A 15,218-nucleotide genomic window follows, 5' to 3' on the forward strand; every position below is an offset into this window, starting at 1 on the left:
GAACGGATACGGACCGTGTTCATAATGTTTGTTTCTTAGAATAAGACTTTTTCTTTGTACGTCCCTGCCGAAACCAGGAAAGTGCCGTGTGTCGGAAGCACTATCGTCTCGTTTGTGGTTCCGTGCGCGACGAGGCATCCGTCCGTGCCGTAGACTTTCACTTGTTCGTGTAACGGGCTTTTCACTTCTATATTGTGTCCGTTCTTGATAATTTTAAACTGCTCGGGAAGGGATGCGGATGCTACCCTGGTGTCAACTTCCAAGGTGCATGTCCGGAAAGTGCTTCCGGCATACGACTGGTCCAGGGTTTGTACGCCTACGGTATATTTCCCGTCTCCGAAGGGTTTGATGCGGTAGGTCTTGACCCGGGAGGACAGCGAGGTTTGCAAGTCCGTGCCAACTTTGAGCTTTCCGGTGTTCCGGTTTGCGGGGATGAGGCAGTACGTTTCTCCGGTCGTTTCGTTCCGGACGAACAGGTTGTAACGCAAGGCCGAAACCGGCGATTCGTTGTCCGAACCGTCTCCCCAACGGATAACCAGTTCGGCACTTTGCATTTCTGCCGATACATCGCCCGGGGCATCCGGGAATGTATTACCTTTCAACCCGTTCTTTTCCGGTTTGTTCTCGTAGACGCGCAACGGGGAGGAGTAACAGGCTGGTGCGTTGGCGTCGCGTGTCCCGATGTAGCCGCCCACGATGATATCCATATTGCCGTCTCCGTTCCAATCTCCCATATTGATACCGCCGTCTTGGTTCACGGGAACGATGGGGTAGGAGGTGTCCATGGTGAACTTTCCTTCCTCGTTTTGGTAATAAATCCGGTTACGGAATCCGCTGCCGTCGCTCGGTTCACCATTGATAATCATGTCCATCCGTCCGTCTGCATTGAAATCCGCCACGAGAGGATTGGCACGGCTTACGCCGAGAATGCCGCTTTCCGTTTCCGGGACGTGGCGGAAAGACAGATGTCCGGAACCGTCTGTCGTATTATAATAGATGGGAGCCAGACAGACCCAGTTGTCGCCGTTTCCGGTGCTGATGATGTCCAGTGTCCCGTCTCCGTTGATGTCTGCCAAGGTGGATTGTCCTTGGAATGCTCCGGTGAGATTGTCGGGCGTGAGGTCGGCAAAACTCCCGTTTTGTTGGTTGATGTAGGTCTTCAAGGCCGTGGAAGTCTTGTCACTGTAGCCGGAGTACTCGATATCCAGCCAACCGTCGTTATTCAAATCTCCGAACATGACCGAACCGTTGGTGGCAGCTTCAAAGTCGATTTCCTGACGGATGAAGCGCCCCGTCCCTTTGTCGTTGAGATACAAATCGATGTGCCGTCCGTTTTGGTTGCTCATGATGAGCACGTCCGTGTAGCCGTCGTGATTGAAATCCCCTGTGGAAATCGGATTGTAGAAACCTTCGTCGCGGCGTTGCAGGAAACCGGCGTCCGGTACGCGTTCAAAACGGAAGTCTTCATCGGCACCCAAGTTGTGGTAGAGCGTGACGAACTTGATGTCTCCGCTGATATTCCAGTCTCCTCCCTGCCCCATAATCAGCAAGTCGAGGTTTTCGTCATTGTCGAAATCGAAGAACACGGCATTCGTGTAAGTCGTGGGTTGCAGGAAACTATATTTTTCCAACGTGAATGTGCCTTCGTTGTTGGGACGTGCCAGAATGGCCAGTTCATCCCATACGTGGGCTATGGCGGGTAATCCCATTACCCATGCCATCATTCCGATAAACCATTGCTTTTTCATGTCTTTTTATTTTGTCTGGGTGGACGTAAGCCCGCCGGGGCCGTCGAACAAATAAGTAAACTCATCGAAATAAACCGTGCCGGAGGTCTCCTGCGTATTGTAGCTGTACAGGCCGATACGGCTGCCTTTCCAGTCGCCTGAACCGGATTCGAACGTGTCGCCGAACTCAATGAATGTTTCGTTGTTCACGCTGTAATAGAATTTATGTTTGTTGTTCACTGCGTCGATTTCCAGACGGATATAGATGCCCTTGTTCATGACCGAGGATATATTGAAAGAGGTGGTTTTGGCAGTCCCGTCCGTTTCCATGTAAAGCCGGGGAGTAGCCGTTCCGTCCTTGTCTTCCATGATGATACCGCCGCCCACGAATTTGTTGCCGATACATTCTATACCGGCCCGTCCGCCGGGCGTCAGTTGCGCGAAGTCTATTTTTACGGTGACCACGCCTTTGTATCCCATGGTCTTTTGCGTAAACTGGTTGAAGGCCGTGCGCAGTTTCTCTGCCTTTTGCGATTTGATGGCCAGCCAGCCCGGTTTTTCCGTCAGCGACCAGTATTCATCGTGCGGGTTATGGTTGAATTGCCATTGCAATCCCAACTCCTTAGCTTCGAAGTCGTCGCTGGCTTGCGGAGCATAGGCTTTCGTTTCCACACCGGTGGAAGGCTTGCGGCAGACTTTCATGGGCTCGCCGATGCCGTTCTTGTCGTAGTCCGTACCCATTTCAGGGAATCCGTCTTTCCAAGTGACGGGTTGGAGGTGTACTACGCGTCCCTGCGGTTCGGTGGACTGGAAGTGGTAGAACCACCATTCCCCCTCGGGCGTGTCGACCAAGGCACCTTGATGCGGCCCGTTCACTTTGGTCGAGCCCATTTCCAGTACGCGTTTCTGTTCGTAAGGACCGTAGATATTTTTGGAACGCATCACAGTCTGCCATCCCGTACCCACTCCGCCTTCCGGGATGCTGATGTAGTAATATCCGTCTTTGAGGAACAGTTTCGTACCTTCGGCTGTCGGGCCTTCGTACACTTTCCGGCCATTGTCGAGCAATGTCTTGCCGTCCGCGCTCATTTTATGGATGATGATGGGGCCTCCGCCCAACTGGCTTCGTCCGATGTAGGCTTGCCCGTCTTCGTCCCATAATGGGCACGGGTCTTCCCAGCCCGATACATTCTTTACTTGGTAGAGCGGACTCCACGGGCCTGCCGGGTCGGTGGCCGTGGACATGAACAGCCCTTCGTTCGGCGTACATACGTACATCCAGAATTTGCCGTCGTGATAACGTAAGGCCGGTGCCCAACTTCCATTGCCGTATTTGTCCATGCCCGAATAGCCGTCTAAATCCATCCGGTCGAAGATACGGCCTATGATTTTCCAGTTCACCATGTCGTCGGATTCCAGAATGTTCATGCCCATGAAGTGGAACTCCGAACATGTCATGTAGTATTTGCGGCCCACGCGGATGACATCAGGGTCTGAATAGTCGCCGTTCAGTATCGGGTTGGCAAACGTCCCGTCTCCCAAGTCGCCCCAGCGTGTGTCTGTGTACCATCCCGAGGATCCGCCTAAATCCTGTCCTCCCGAGAACAGCCCCATGCGTTCGCTGTCCGTGTAAGCTCCCATGACAGGGCGTGCCCGGTGTTCCCCCGGGAAAAACTCCTGTACGGATTCTTCCCCTTGTCCTACTTTCTCAAACGCTGTCATTTGCTGTGCCGTGAGCGGCATGAAAGCCAAGTTGCAGCACAATAAAGAAAATGCGATTGTATTTTTCATGCGTTGATAATAATTTATGAATGAATGCACAAAAATACAATCAAGAGCCGGGGCGTACTATTACAAATACGTCATAAAATGTAAGGTTGGCATCTATCCTTATCTTTTCAGGGCGGCTCGGATAACGAACCAACCGTGTTGGATGAGGGTAGTCGTCCAACCGAAGTGTGAGGCCATGATGCGGAAACGTTCCCGCAGTGATTCCTGATGGTGCTGTGTGGTCAGTCCTTCACTCAGGTAATCGGTAAGGATAAGCCTTGTGTTATATATCGGTTGTTTGATACGTTCCGCCCGTTTCAACAAACGTATGCACCAGTCGTAGTCGGCAGAAAAGCGAAAGTTCAGGTCGTAAAGTTCCTGCCGGGCCAAATCCGTTCGTACATAAAACGATTGGTGGCAAACCAACATGCCGTGTCGGAACTTTTTCCAGGTCAGTTGTTTCGGTGCTTGCAGACGGCGGTGGCGGATGAAGCGTCCTTGCCCGTCCACCCAATCCGTTTCGCCGTAGAGGATGGCGGGGAGAGAAGCGTTCATGTCTATATGGCCGAAAACCTGTTGTAAGGTGTCAGGGCTGTGCAACCGGTCGCCGGCATTCAGGAAGACGATATAGTCTCCGGTGGCATGTTCCAGAGCCTTGTTCATCGCGTCGTAAAGTCCTTTGTCCGGTTCGCGGACGACCCGGATGTCATGCGGGCATGTTTTACCCGTATTGGCATCCACGTACCGGTGAATCAGTTCCATGGTCTGGTCTTTGGAACATCCGTCGATAATCAGATGTTCGATATGGGAGAAAGTCTGGGATGCCACGCTTTCCAAGGTGCATGGCAGTGTCTTTTCCGCATTGTAGGTGACTGTGGCAATGGTGACGGTTGGGAAAGGAACTTTGTTCATGTCTTTTGTGTGAGCTGGGTTTATCTTTTCTCGGATGCACGTTTGTAAACGGCTATATATTTGGAGGCCACGTTGGTCTCGCCGTAGTTCGCCAAGGCCGAGTGTACGGCGTGGGCGGACAATTCCTCCCGCGAGGCGGTTTCCAGTATGAAACGTATGCCTTCGGCCAGGTCTTCGGCGTTCCGTGCTTCGGCCAGATAACCGTTTTTACGGTGGTCTATCATTTCCGGTATGCCTCCGACGTTGAATCCTACGCAAGGAACCCCGCAGGACAGGGCCTCCACGATGGTATTGGGCAGGTTGTCCTCCAGCGAAGGCGTGACGTATGCGTCCACCGCATTATATAGGCGTGCCATTTGTTTTTCGTCGCTTACGTAGTCGATGGCATAGACCGGGAATGGGAAGAGCGCACGAATTTGGTCGGCACGGTTGCCGACTACCACGATACCGATGCGTGTGGCCAAATCGGGATGCTTTTCTTTCAATATGCGGCAGGCTTCCATCAGATAATCTATGCCTTTGCGCGGGTCGGTGGCCTTGAGCGAACCGAAAAGCAGCAGCTTCTTGTCGATGGGCAGGTTGCATTGTAGGCGCACCTTGACCTGTTCGGCCGGGTGGAAAATGTTAGCGTTGATGGTATTGGGGATAGAGGTCACCTCCTGCCCGACCAGAAGCGCACTTTGGCGTGCCAGGCCTTCCAACCATCGGCTGCAAGCCACGAAAATGATATGTGCTCCGCGCAACATTTGCTGTTTTCGCCGGAACACCTTGGCCGACAGGTCATGCGTGCCGCCTCCGTGCAGAAGCAGGGGGCAGTGGTGGCACTCGGTTTGGTATTTCGTGCACTCTCCGCTGTAGTGGCAGATGCCGGTAAACGGCCATTGGTCGTGCATCGTCCACACGATCGGTTTTCCGCTGTCTATGATGCGGCGTATGTCTTTCAGGGAAAGGAAGCCTTGGTTTACCCAATGCAGGTGGATGACATCGGCTTCTTTGAATTCCGGTAATGGGGTGATGTCCGTACCGGTGTTGGCCAGGTCCACTTGAAACAGGTTGTGCTTCTTGAACCGGTTGGCTTTCCAGATACAGACGCGTTCCCATACGAATTTGGCTTTCAGCAGGGGAGACTGGGGCAGGCTGGCCACCGTGATTTGGTCCGTCCGTTTGTCGCGCACCAGCATTTTGGCTTTGACCCCGTTGTTTTTCAGGGCTTCCATGAGACGGTTGGCTGCGATGGCCGCCCCTCCTATGTTTTCGGATGTATTGATAATGAGGACTCTCATACGTTTTTCAATCGTTTCTGCAAATTTAGGGATTATGGCTGATATATGTCATATAAATCTTATGATTCTTTTCGAGGCATGGACTTATGCACCGAAGTCTCCCTTTAATGTCCGTTTTATTCGTCTTATGGCTTTGGCCATGAATGAATTGGTCTTGGCATAATAACGTGAGTAGGCTTTCCTTGCCTCGGCGCATTCTTCTATCGGTTCTATTTTTACCACCGGTAATGGCTCCATATAAAGCCCTGACCGGTATAGGTTTCCGCCACCGCAATTCGTTCCGCTACCGTCGAACCCGATGTTTTGTACAAGTGATTTTCCCACATTGAGCGACAGGATGTCATTGAGAAAAAGAGAGGCATTCCATCTGATGGCCCAAGAATTATTCTTTCCTTCGGTTTGTCGGCGGAGCATGCGTGTATATCCGTATTTTCCGTTAAAGTCGAATGTGTAGGTCAGCTTCTTCCGTTTGAGCTCTTCCAATAAGGCTTTCCCGTCGGGATTAAAGAACTGCCAGGCGCGTTTCCAAGTGGCCCACCCCCAACTTCCGGTCCATTTGATAAGGAACGTGTCAGGCAAACTCGGGTCATTGGTAAAGTCGCAGGCTTGTATGTGTCCTACTTGGGGGACGTCAGCGTAAATATCCAGTGCGTCGTTCATGAACCGGAGGAAATGCGGAGCCACGACCAAGTCGTCTTCCAATACGATGACCCGTCCGTACCGGTTTACCATTGTGGTGACACCGTCTATGATGTTCCTTGCCAGTCCCCAATTCTGTTCACGTTCCGTGACGTGTACTTGCCGGAAACCTTTGGCTTCCCTTACGATGTGCCTCACTTCTTCCACGGCTGCGCAGTCGGCTTCCGAACGTGCGGCATCGGAGTAGACGAACAAGTCGCTGGCAGCGGCCAACGTGTTGCGCGACAAGGCCTCTAAGGCTTGCCGGGTGTGTGCGGGGCGGTTGTAGACGAATAATAATATCGGTGCTGTGTCCATGACTTAATCCTCCTGTGTTAGTCTGAAAACAAAGATAAGGTTTTATTTTCGATTTCATGCCGTGCGGAGGCCGGATTTTTACCGATCGTGAGCCTTCGTTTTTGTGGTAAAGTGGCGGACTGTCGTTTGCTGTTGCCTACCATGGCAATTTGGGAGGCAGGAAACATTGTGAATGTTATTCATTAACCATACGTTTTTGCCATATTTTTTAATATCACAGATAATTCGTAAGTATAATGTTCTAAATTAAATTCCCGTTCAGCCAGATTACGGCCGTTATGCCCCATCTGTCGGGCTTCTTCGGGGTGAGTGTATAAATATGTAATGGCTTGTTTCCATCCTTCCACATCATTGTAGTCCACGTAGATTCCCACGCCTTCTTTCTCTATGTCCATTTCAAATTTGGGATTACGGGTGCAGACTACGGGGAGGCCTAACGCAAAAGCCTCGACCAGAGTGGTCAGTCCGACGGTGTAAGGAAAGTCTTGGCAACAAATTACTACGAATCTTGAACGGCAAACTTCCGTGGCTAGCATGTGGGGGAGAATACCCACCGTGAAATGTACCTGTATATTGGAATATGCCTTGTATGCTTTCAGCAGGGTTTGATATTCCGGATCCGGAGTGGTGAAGATTTCGACGGGAAGCCCTGTTTCGGCAAATGCCTTAAGCAATGTGGCGAAGTCACGATGTTCTTTGCCAGTCGTGATGAATGCCTTTTCCTGTTTCCCACTGCCTGTGGCAGGAAGATGTTGGCGTAGGTAGTCATAGAAGTCGATGTCGGCTCCCCAATGTATCAGGTGCAACCGGTCGGCAGTAACCTTGCCCGATTGCAGGGAATCGTTTATCAAGGTTCGGCTGAAAAAGAACATTTGGTCAATACCTTTGTAGTAGAAGCGTGAAATCATGTTCTTTATTGGGTTGGGGTTGCGGACTACGGCTTGGTGATGCCAAATGGCGATAGGTTTGCGGAACAATCCCAAAGCGCGGCAAAATATAATAAGCTCTAAACCGTAAAAAGAAGTACCATATAGCAAATCGTATGTTTCCTTGCAACGTATAATTTCGAAGAAGTTGTAGAATGATAATTTGAGGCGGGATGAAAAACGGCGGAAAGGATGGAGTATCGGCGTGATGCCATATTTGTTGAAATGGGTAAGTCCATACAGGATATGTCCGGGGTGCAAATGCTTCTCCCATTCCTTCAATGCTTCCTCTATGGGACGTGTGTGGTAATAATAGATCTTCATGTTCCGAAATCCCCTTTCAATGTGCGTTTGATTCTACGTATGGCCTTTGCCATAAACTGTATTATACAGATTCCCGTTTCCAAATAGATTCGTTGCTGCCAAGACCGTTGTTTTTTGTACAAAGAAGTGCCTCGCATCACTGTCTGCTGCTAATGTATTTGCAGTCAACGATTATAAGAGTTTACAAAAATAAATAAAATCTCTTGTTGCGACAAGTTTCAGTTTGTCGGCATTAACATTCTTTGTCTTTTGTTGGTAATGGAAGCTTAACAAAAATTATGTGTTCGTTTCCCGTTTTTATGCTTGGAAGATAGGATATTTCTTTATCTTTGTGAAAGTTAAAACATGGTGTTATGGGCAGGTTCATCAATCCTTTCACAGACGTGGGCTTCAAGCGGATTTTCGGTCAGTCCGTCCATAAAGACTTATTGATAGACTTCCTGAACAATCTGTTGGAAGGCGAGAAGCAAATAAAGGACATCAGTTTCTTAGACAAGGAGCTGTTGCCGGAATTCCAAGGAGACCGTGGTACGATTTACGACATTTATTGCACGACGGAGTCGGGCGAGGAGTTCATCGTTGAGATGCAGAACTGCGAGCAGGCTTATATCCGTGAGCGTGCGATTTATTATTTGTGTCGTGCGATGTCGCGGCAGGGCGAACGCGGTGCGAATTGGAAATTCAATTTAAAAGCCGTTTACGGTATTTTTTTCCTGAATTTCGAGATGAAGGATTCCGAGGGCAATTTCCGTACGGACGTGGTGCTGTCGGATCGTGACACGCACGTGCCGTTTTCCGATAAGCTCCGTTTCGTGTTCCTGCAGTTGCCTTGTTTTAAGAAGGAGGAATCGGAGTGTGAGAATGACTTTGAACGTTGGATATATGTATTGAAAAATATGGAGACATTGCAGAGGTTGCCTTTCAAGGCTCGTAAGTCTGTGTTCGAGAAGTTGGAGCAGATAGTGGACATCGCGTCTTTGTCGAAAGAAGAGCGTATGAAATACGACGAAAGCATCAAGGTGTACCGTGACCAGTTGGCCACGTTGGATTTCGCCGAACAGAAAGGTCGTGCAGAAGGTTTTGTGGAAGGAACGTTGGACGTAGCTCGGAGGATGAAAGCGATGTTGATTCCGGTAGAGACGATAAGCCTTGCCACAGGCTTGTCCTTGGACGAGATTGCCGGGTTGTGATAGGATGAACTCATTCCGTTTTCATGACGTGAATATGGTTGTTCGGTTGATGGATATACCGTTTCAAAATGGTTTGAGCTCATTTTTTCGCACAAAAACAATAGGGTTCACCTTAATGGCTTGTTTTATAGTTTATTCGGTTGTGCACAATACCTCTTTGAGTGAAGGAGAGGTGAAGCTTTGGTGAAGGACGTTATAGAAGAAAGTTCACCGTAATTTATTGGTATACAAATAATATGAAGGATGCGAACCCTTTTCCGAGAAAACTTCTTGAAGGGTGGGCAGGGAAGTGTTATCCGCCCTTCCTCTGTTCTTTTTCTCGTTTGCCGCAAAATGAGAAATCGTTTACAGCCAAACGGAAAATCGTTCTGCTGTAGTTGTTGTAGTGTTTTTGGGAGTCTTTGGGGCCTGTCAACTGTGGATATTGTGTCTGTGTCGTACGGTTTCAGGTGGAGTCCTGATCTGTTCCGATAGAAACGATAAGTATTGATATAGGGGCTTTGGATGAATTTTATAGGTTGTGACAGAAATGGTAGATAAACCGTTTTCATTTGTCTTTCAATAGATAAAATACATCTTGAATAGCGTCTTTTAATGCTTCAAGATATCCTCTTCCGAATTTCAGATCAGGTTCCATATAGTTCCCTTCAGCCCATTCATTCCAGGATTTGAGGAATACAATACGATCTTCTCTTGTTTTATGTGATATGTTGTTGAATGATTTTATAATGTGTTTTTTAAATTTTTCAGGGGTTGAGTTGATGAGGATATGTCCGGAGCGGCCCGATCGGGGAGAGTGATCCCAATTAGGAATGAGAGTAGGATAACAGTCGTTAGCTTGTTCCTCAGGTCCTTGAAAGTATTGAGAGGCACGGCTATATTCAATACGACGTCCTTTTTTTAATGCAATACGTTGGAACTTGGCATTTATGCGCTCCCACAAAGAAAAATCCTTTTTGAATACATCAAATAGCCTTATTAAAACGTTAGCATCAAATCCCCATTGGCGAAACATAGCCAAATCTTCAATTTTAGAGGTATGTCCTACAAAGTGAATGCGGAAACCGTGTTGGGAGGCAAGCTTTTGCCACAGTTCGATAAAGTGGGGAGGATTGGGGATTTCTTTAGGAGAGTAGACTACAAATATTGGATTTCCGTGTATGCGAATATATCTTGGGTCTTGGAAAGCGGGTAACACAGCATTGAAATGTGCAATGTAGTCTTCATCCCCGGGATAGAGTTGTTCCATTAACATTTTATGTCCCCCATCTTTGTTGAATTGTTTGTCCTCCCAACTGTGATTGGCCCATGCCAAACAAAAGGGAAAATCCGGTTTCCCGCTATTTAGCACTTCATTGAATGGTCTTTGTAATAGTTGCTTGCCATTTCCAAACCAATAATGCCAGTAACAGAAACCTTCTATGCCATATTCACGTGCCATATCGGCTTGGGCTTGACGTGTTTCCGGCAAACGAAGGTCATAGTAGCCTAAATCTGCCGGCACACGTGGCTGGTAATGTCCTTTGAATAAAGGTTTGGCTTTGCCCACGTTGGTCCATTCCGTGAATCCTTTGCCCCACCATCTGTCGTTTTCCGGGGTGGGATGGAACTGCGGCAGATAAAAGGCGATAACCCTTACTTTTTGATTATTGTTAGGTTTCATGTTGAAGTAATTTTATGATACGTAATGCGTCCTCTGTGGTCTTTAGCGGACGATATAACTCATCTAAAAGCGTTGTTATTTGCGTTGGGTGCAAATCATTTAAATAGACATCCTTGATAATTGGAATTATTTCTTCGGGCACTCGGTAACGGATGATTCGGGCCGGGTTGCCTCCAGCAATTGCATAGGGAGGAATGTCGGATGTCACAATGGCTCCGGCTGCTATGATACTTCCTTTGCCAATCGTAACACCGGATAGTATTGTTGCTCCGTAGCCAATCCAAACTTCATCCTCAACTATGATAGGACCTTTACTACGGCTGTCTGTCTGGCAGTGTTTGCCTTCAAGGGTTGAGCGTATGGGATAAGTGAATAGCGTTTCGGTCTGATGGTTACCGCTTAAAATGAAATGTACGTTTGAAGCTAATGATACATAGTTTCCTATTGTCAATTTCTCTATTGGAGGAAAATAGCTCAAGATATGCAACTCTCCGTATGTACCGTTGCCTACTTCAACACATTCCATGGGAAAGGTATTCATTGGTACGGTTTGGTTTTGCTTATTGCGTTTGCGCCATTCTTTTTTGAATTTAGTAAGTGCATAGGCGCGGGCAAAACTTCGTAATACAGGTATTTTTGAGGCGAAATTCATCTGTTGGTTATTCTTTTATAAGTTTTTCGTAAGAATCGTTTCAGGCTATATCGCTTAGTTCGCATCAATAAATTCCGCGGTAACGATTTGAGGTATAATACCATTCCTCCCGGGGTGGATTTCATAGCCTTTATCCAGTCTTGCCGTCGGGTGAGCCGGAAACAATTCCACGGTTTGTCGAAACCTGCATAATGAATTTGTACGGGATGTGCCAATCCTTTATTAAACTTGGCGAGTGCAGTGGCTTTGTCTCCTGCAAATTCGGTATTGCCTTGATAAAAATCTCTTTGGTTCATGTTTAACCGATAGAAGGAGATAGGCAAGCTATAATCGATCGGTAAATATTTGATGTAGGGCCAACAGGTTAAAATAATGCAGTCTTGTTCCGGCAAACGTAGTCGTGGATAGTTGTTGACATAAAAGTTGATAATTTCTTCTTGCTTATGGTCGTTGCGCAATTCTTTAAGGTTGATGAGTAAGAATCCTGCAGCAATTTCATGTTCAAGTATTTCCATTTCCGTCGTACTGAAGTCTTTCCGGTAGTAAGGCATACGACTGTTTTCCACTGGTCCGACACCGGCATAATAAAATTTTTCGTTCGGGAACATGAAAAATACGGGAGAGAAATCACCGGTAAAAACTACGTCTACGTCCGAACATATAATCCTGTCATATTGCGGAAGGACGTCTGTTGCAATAAGTTTATAGAAAATTTCTTTGGAGTAATGTGCTTTAGTCCCGAAATTTTTGATTTTTTCATTGTATTGTGTGACATCGATGAAGTGTAATTCGGTATGTGTAAATTCTTTTAGGCTGTTCCGTAAAGATTGCTGGGCTTTTGGGGACAAAGTTGTATGGAATACATATAATTCATACCAATATTGCCGTGAGGCATGTTTCATCATGGAGTGAATGGCAACCTTTGCTGCTAACAAGTAATTAGCGTCAAAAGTAAAGAACACAGGTATTTTTTGCATATTGTCCATTTGTGGAATTATTAGAAAAAACGGATAATACTTTGTTCCATTTTATGTTTTGTCCTTTTGTTATTAGGATTCATTCTTTTGCAAAAATATGGAAACTTTTTTGTCTTCCCAAGTTTTTGGAGTATCTTTTTTATATGATATACGTTTTTGTAAGAAACGAACCTAAGGTTTCATTTCTGTTTTTTATTCAACTGGGAGTTGTGCTCAGTTTCCGTATTGTAGAATTGTATATTATAATAAGTACAAATGAATGGAGAGAAAAAGCCACGAAGCGCAAAAATAGACCCTTTACCCTTGTGAGGATGGGGATATATTTGTTTGCGATGTTTCATACAAACGAAACAAAGCCGTAAAAGATCCAAAGGGTTGTGGCTATTGAATAGCTTAGTTATTTGGTGTAAGATGGGATGGTGTGTTGGAGATGTTTTTTCATAAATATTGTTGTAAAAACATTTGAAACTTTCCGTGTTTCTAAGTTTGAAGAAGTTATATGTTCCATATACATAAGGAGCTATAGGGGAATGTGGCTTATGCTTGGACAATTTTCTTCCGTTCCTATTTTCTTTGGGAACCAAATATCATCTTGGTCGGATATTGCTATATAGTCTACTAATATATCATGAAAGTTTTGATTGCATCCTTTATTTCGTGTATTTCGGTGTACTTTGATGAATGGAAATTTTGTAGCGTATTCTTGTAAAATGTTCATTGTACCGTCTGTGGAACAATCGTCGCAAACGATGATTTCATGGATAGGGTAGGTTTGCGCGAGGATGGAATCCATTTGTTCGCGCAGGTATTTTTCTCTATTGTATGTACACATTACGACTGATACTGTCTTTTTTCCCATAGGGCTTATTTGTCTGGGGCAAAAATATGAAATATTTTGTTTTTATGATGGTTTTGAATGCTTTTTATTTAGAAAATGTGTTTTTTTGAACATGTCTTGCAAAAAAATGAAATTTCACTTGGACTCTAATGTTAATATTGTTATATTTGATGTCGAGTATTAATCTTAAAAAAGAATGCTTATGAAAAAGTTAATTGCATTGGTAAGCGTTGTTTTCGCTATTACCAATATGTCTGCACAGTTGAAAGTACATTCCAATGGGAATGTGGGAATTCAATCTTCGGTAGTAGCACAGTCTGCACTATTGGTAGGTGGAGACCAAAGCGTTACTGGAAGCGGGGGATGGAAGGCCGCTTTTCGGTCTAATGATCAAGGCGTTTATGTGAAGCGTAATGGTACTACGGGGGTTACTATTAATGACCTTATGGCTATTTATGGTGAGAACGTAATTGATGGGATGAAGTTTTATATGGGGGTGAAAGGAAGGGCGTATACATCCAATTCTTTGAGTAGAGGTCGAGCGTGGGGTGTATTTGGTGAATCCGGAAATTCGACCAGTGGTTATAATTATGCGGTTTTTGGCAATCTGCGAGGCAGTCAGAATGGTGCGGCTGTGGTAGGAGTTTTGGATAATATAGATCTTAATGTTCCCGGACGTTATGCCGGTTATTTTCAAGGCGATGTCCGTACTACAGGAAATTTTTATGGTACGGTGTTGACACCTTCCGCTTCCCGTTCCGCCTTGATGGGGCGTTCGGCGGTGGTGCCCTTGTCAGCGGAAAGCGATGGAGAGAACAGCATGTCGGTGGGCGAGAAACTTTCTCAGTTGACCGCCGTGCAGTATAACCTGTCCGAACCACAAGCGGCGCAGGCTTTTGCTGCGTCGGGCGATACCGTGGCTGCCGCTCCCTGTTCCGTAACGGACATACAAGCATTGGAGAAAACGCATTACGGACTGGATGCCGAGGTGCTGAAAGAAGTCTATCCAGACTTGGTTTATGAAAGTCAGGAAGGCGACCTTTGTATCAACTACACGGAGATGATTCCGCTTTTAGTGCAGTCTGTCAATGAGCTTCGTGCCCAGGTGGTGTCATTGCAGGGGACGCAGACCTATAATGTGCGTGCTCGGAACGGAAGCGAAACAGGTGTCGGTGGCAACGTATTGGATGTCCCGACATTGGAGCAAAACGACCCGAATCCTTTTATGCAAACGACAGTGGTGCGCTATACGTTGCCGGAAAGTGTGAGGTCTGCATTCCTATACATTTATGATTTGAACGGTACGCAGATAGATCAAAAGATGTTACAGAGCCGTGGCAAGTCTTCCGTGACGCTTGAAGCCGGAAGCCTCGCCCCCGGAATGTATCTTTATGCTTTGGTGGCCGATGGCAAGGTGATCGACACCAAACGTATGATCATTACCCAATAAGGAAGGAGGTGCTTATGAAACGTTGGATGAATCTGTTCTTTTTGTTATGGGGGACGGCTTGTACCATTACGGCCACTACCGAAGATGGTACTTATTTCTCGTCCGTGGAAAACGCGTCTGCGGCTACTTTTGAAAACATCCCGTCGGATTGCTATATCTCGGTGGACAAGCATAATTATAGGCCCTACGTGGCTCGTGTGCAGGATAGCGGGGTGGTTTATGTACAAAACCGGACGTTTACTTCCACGCATACCGTTACGGGCGAAAATATTATGGCCGGAGAGAAGGTGACGACTGCGCAGCCGCAGGGAAAGGTCGTGGTGAAGTCTGGAGCAAACGTGACGATGAAAGCTTCTGATACGACCACATTGGAAGCCGGCTTTGAATGCGAGAAAGGAGGCGTGTTGGAAATCGCTCCACTATGACCATGTTTGGCGGTTCGGGAAACCGGATGAAATAGACGGGGTATTTTGCGTTTTTAGCGGAATATCCCGTATAACGGAAGTACTG

The 15,218-nt window shown here is 46.9% G+C and carries 13 protein-coding genes; 3 read left to right on the forward strand and 10 right to left on the reverse strand.

Annotated features, from left to right (window positions below):
• Nucleotides 1–35: 35 nt before the first annotated feature.
• The 6 genes from HMPREF9441_RS03930 to HMPREF9441_RS03955 all read right to left on the reverse strand — a co-directional run bounded on the left by HMPREF9441_RS03930 (nucleotide 36) and on the right by HMPREF9441_RS03955 (nucleotide 7,938).
• Nucleotides 36–1,748 (reverse strand): FG-GAP repeat domain-containing protein, encoded by a 1,713-nt coding sequence (locus HMPREF9441_RS03930; RefSeq protein ID WP_008618270.1) that lies wholly within the window; start codon nucleotides 1,746–1,748, stop codon nucleotides 36–38.
• Between the two features lie 6 nt (nucleotides 1,749–1,754).
• The gene (locus HMPREF9441_RS03935; protein WP_407946601.1) at nucleotides 1,755–3,518 is read right to left on the reverse strand and encodes a glycoside hydrolase family 43 protein; all 1,764 of its coding nucleotides are present in this window, start codon (nucleotides 3,516–3,518) and stop codon (nucleotides 1,755–1,757) included.
• Between the two features lie 99 nt (nucleotides 3,519–3,617).
• On the reverse strand, nucleotides 3,618–4,409 hold the full coding sequence (locus tag HMPREF9441_RS03940; protein ID WP_008618274.1) for a glycosyltransferase family 2 protein: 792 nt from the start codon (nucleotides 4,407–4,409) through the stop codon (nucleotides 3,618–3,620).
• Nucleotides 4,410–4,429: 20 nt separating this feature from the next.
• Nucleotides 4,430–5,692, reverse strand: a complete 1,263-nt coding sequence (locus tag HMPREF9441_RS03945) for a glycosyltransferase family 4 protein (protein WP_008618277.1) — start codon at nucleotides 5,690–5,692, stop codon at nucleotides 4,430–4,432.
• 84 nt (nucleotides 5,693–5,776) lie between these two features.
• Nucleotides 5,777–6,688, reverse strand: a complete 912-nt coding sequence (locus HMPREF9441_RS03950) for a glycosyltransferase family protein (protein WP_008618278.1) — start codon at nucleotides 6,686–6,688, stop codon at nucleotides 5,777–5,779.
• Between the two features lie 182 nt (nucleotides 6,689–6,870).
• On the reverse strand, nucleotides 6,871–7,938 hold the full coding sequence (locus tag HMPREF9441_RS03955; protein WP_008618282.1) for a glycosyltransferase family 4 protein: 1,068 nt from the start codon (nucleotides 7,936–7,938) through the stop codon (nucleotides 6,871–6,873).
• A 353-nt stretch (nucleotides 7,939–8,291) separates the two neighbouring features.
• Here HMPREF9441_RS03955 and HMPREF9441_RS03960 point away from each other — a divergent pair, with 353 nt between their 5' ends.
• Nucleotides 8,292–9,128 (forward strand): Rpn family recombination-promoting nuclease/putative transposase, encoded by an 837-nt coding sequence (locus tag HMPREF9441_RS03960; RefSeq protein ID WP_008618289.1) that lies wholly within the window; start codon nucleotides 8,292–8,294, stop codon nucleotides 9,126–9,128.
• A gap of 547 nt (nucleotides 9,129–9,675) precedes the next feature.
• Here HMPREF9441_RS03960 and HMPREF9441_RS03965 read toward each other — a convergent pair.
• From HMPREF9441_RS03965 to HMPREF9441_RS03985, 4 genes are all read right to left on the reverse strand, one after another.
• Nucleotides 9,676–10,791 (reverse strand): glycosyltransferase WbsX family protein, encoded by a 1,116-nt coding sequence (locus HMPREF9441_RS03965; protein WP_008618291.1) that lies wholly within the window; start codon nucleotides 10,789–10,791, stop codon nucleotides 9,676–9,678.
• Nucleotides 10,781–11,443, reverse strand: coding sequence for a DapH/DapD/GlmU-related protein (locus HMPREF9441_RS03970; RefSeq protein WP_008618293.1), 663 nt, complete (start codon nucleotides 11,441–11,443; stop codon nucleotides 10,781–10,783). Before HMPREF9441_RS03970 ends, HMPREF9441_RS03965 begins: the two co-directional genes overlap by 11 nt.
• The gene (locus tag HMPREF9441_RS03975; protein WP_008618294.1) at nucleotides 11,440–12,429 is read right to left on the reverse strand and encodes a glycosyltransferase family 8 protein; all 990 of its coding nucleotides are present in this window, start codon (nucleotides 12,427–12,429) and stop codon (nucleotides 11,440–11,442) included. Before HMPREF9441_RS03975 ends, HMPREF9441_RS03970 begins: the two co-directional genes overlap by 4 nt.
• 511 nt (nucleotides 12,430–12,940) lie before the next feature.
• Nucleotides 12,941–13,279 carry a glycosyltransferase gene (locus tag HMPREF9441_RS03985; RefSeq protein ID WP_008618298.1) on the reverse strand — a complete coding sequence of 113 codons (339 nt, stop codon included), beginning with the start codon at nucleotides 13,277–13,279 and terminating at the stop codon, nucleotides 12,941–12,943.
• A gap of 181 nt (nucleotides 13,280–13,460) precedes the next feature.
• On the opposite strand from HMPREF9441_RS03985, the gene HMPREF9441_RS03990 reads away from it, so the two are divergent.
• Complete coding sequence (locus HMPREF9441_RS03990) at nucleotides 13,461–14,708, forward strand: T9SS type A sorting domain-containing protein (RefSeq protein WP_244949605.1); 1,248 nt, start codon at nucleotides 13,461–13,463, stop codon at nucleotides 14,706–14,708.
• A 14-nt stretch (nucleotides 14,709–14,722) separates the two neighbouring features.
• Nucleotides 14,723–15,133 carry a hypothetical protein gene (locus HMPREF9441_RS03995; protein ID WP_008618301.1) on the forward strand — a complete coding sequence of 137 codons (411 nt, stop codon included), beginning with the start codon at nucleotides 14,723–14,725 and terminating at the stop codon, nucleotides 15,131–15,133.
• Nucleotides 15,134–15,218 lie beyond the last annotated feature (85 nt).

This window comes from Paraprevotella clara YIT 11840, from assembly GCF_000233955.1.
Taxonomy (GTDB): domain Bacteria; phylum Bacteroidota; class Bacteroidia; order Bacteroidales; family Bacteroidaceae; genus Paraprevotella; species Paraprevotella clara.

What these genes read in the sequence shown, in the direction of transcription:
- HMPREF9441_RS03930 (WP_008618270.1), bottom strand. Translation starts at nt 1,748, where the DNA reads ATGAAAAAGCAATGGTTTATCGGAATGATGGCATGGGTAATGGGATTA.
- HMPREF9441_RS03935 (WP_407946601.1), bottom strand. Translation starts at nt 3,518, where the DNA reads ATGAAAAATACAATCGCATTTTCTTTATTGTGCTGCAACTTGGCTTTC.
- HMPREF9441_RS03940 (WP_008618274.1), bottom strand. Translation starts at nt 4,409, where the DNA reads ATGAACAAAGTTCCTTTCCCAACCGTCACCATTGCCACAGTCACCTAC.
- HMPREF9441_RS03945 (WP_008618277.1), bottom strand. Translation starts at nt 5,692, where the DNA reads ATGAGAGTCCTCATTATCAATACATCCGAAAACATAGGAGGGGCGGCC.
- HMPREF9441_RS03950 (WP_008618278.1), bottom strand. Translation starts at nt 6,688, where the DNA reads ATGGACACAGCACCGATATTATTATTCGTCTACAACCGCCCCGCACAC.
- HMPREF9441_RS03955 (WP_008618282.1), bottom strand. Translation starts at nt 7,938, where the DNA reads ATGAAGATCTATTATTACCACACACGTCCCATAGAGGAAGCATTGAAG.
- HMPREF9441_RS03960 (WP_008618289.1), top strand. Translation starts at nt 8,292, where the DNA reads ATGGGCAGGTTCATCAATCCTTTCACAGACGTGGGCTTCAAGCGGATT.
- HMPREF9441_RS03965 (WP_008618291.1), bottom strand. Translation starts at nt 10,791, where the DNA reads ATGAAACCTAACAATAATCAAAAAGTAAGGGTTATCGCCTTTTATCTG.
- HMPREF9441_RS03970 (WP_008618293.1), bottom strand. Translation starts at nt 11,443, where the DNA reads ATGAATTTCGCCTCAAAAATACCTGTATTACGAAGTTTTGCCCGCGCC.
- HMPREF9441_RS03975 (WP_008618294.1), bottom strand. Translation starts at nt 12,429, where the DNA reads ATGGACAATATGCAAAAAATACCTGTGTTCTTTACTTTTGACGCTAAT.
- HMPREF9441_RS03985 (WP_008618298.1), bottom strand. Translation starts at nt 13,279, where the DNA reads ATGGGAAAAAAGACAGTATCAGTCGTAATGTGTACATACAATAGAGAA.
- HMPREF9441_RS03990 (WP_244949605.1), top strand. Translation starts at nt 13,461, where the DNA reads ATGAAAAAGTTAATTGCATTGGTAAGCGTTGTTTTCGCTATTACCAAT.
- HMPREF9441_RS03995 (WP_008618301.1), top strand. Translation starts at nt 14,723, where the DNA reads ATGAAACGTTGGATGAATCTGTTCTTTTTGTTATGGGGGACGGCTTGT.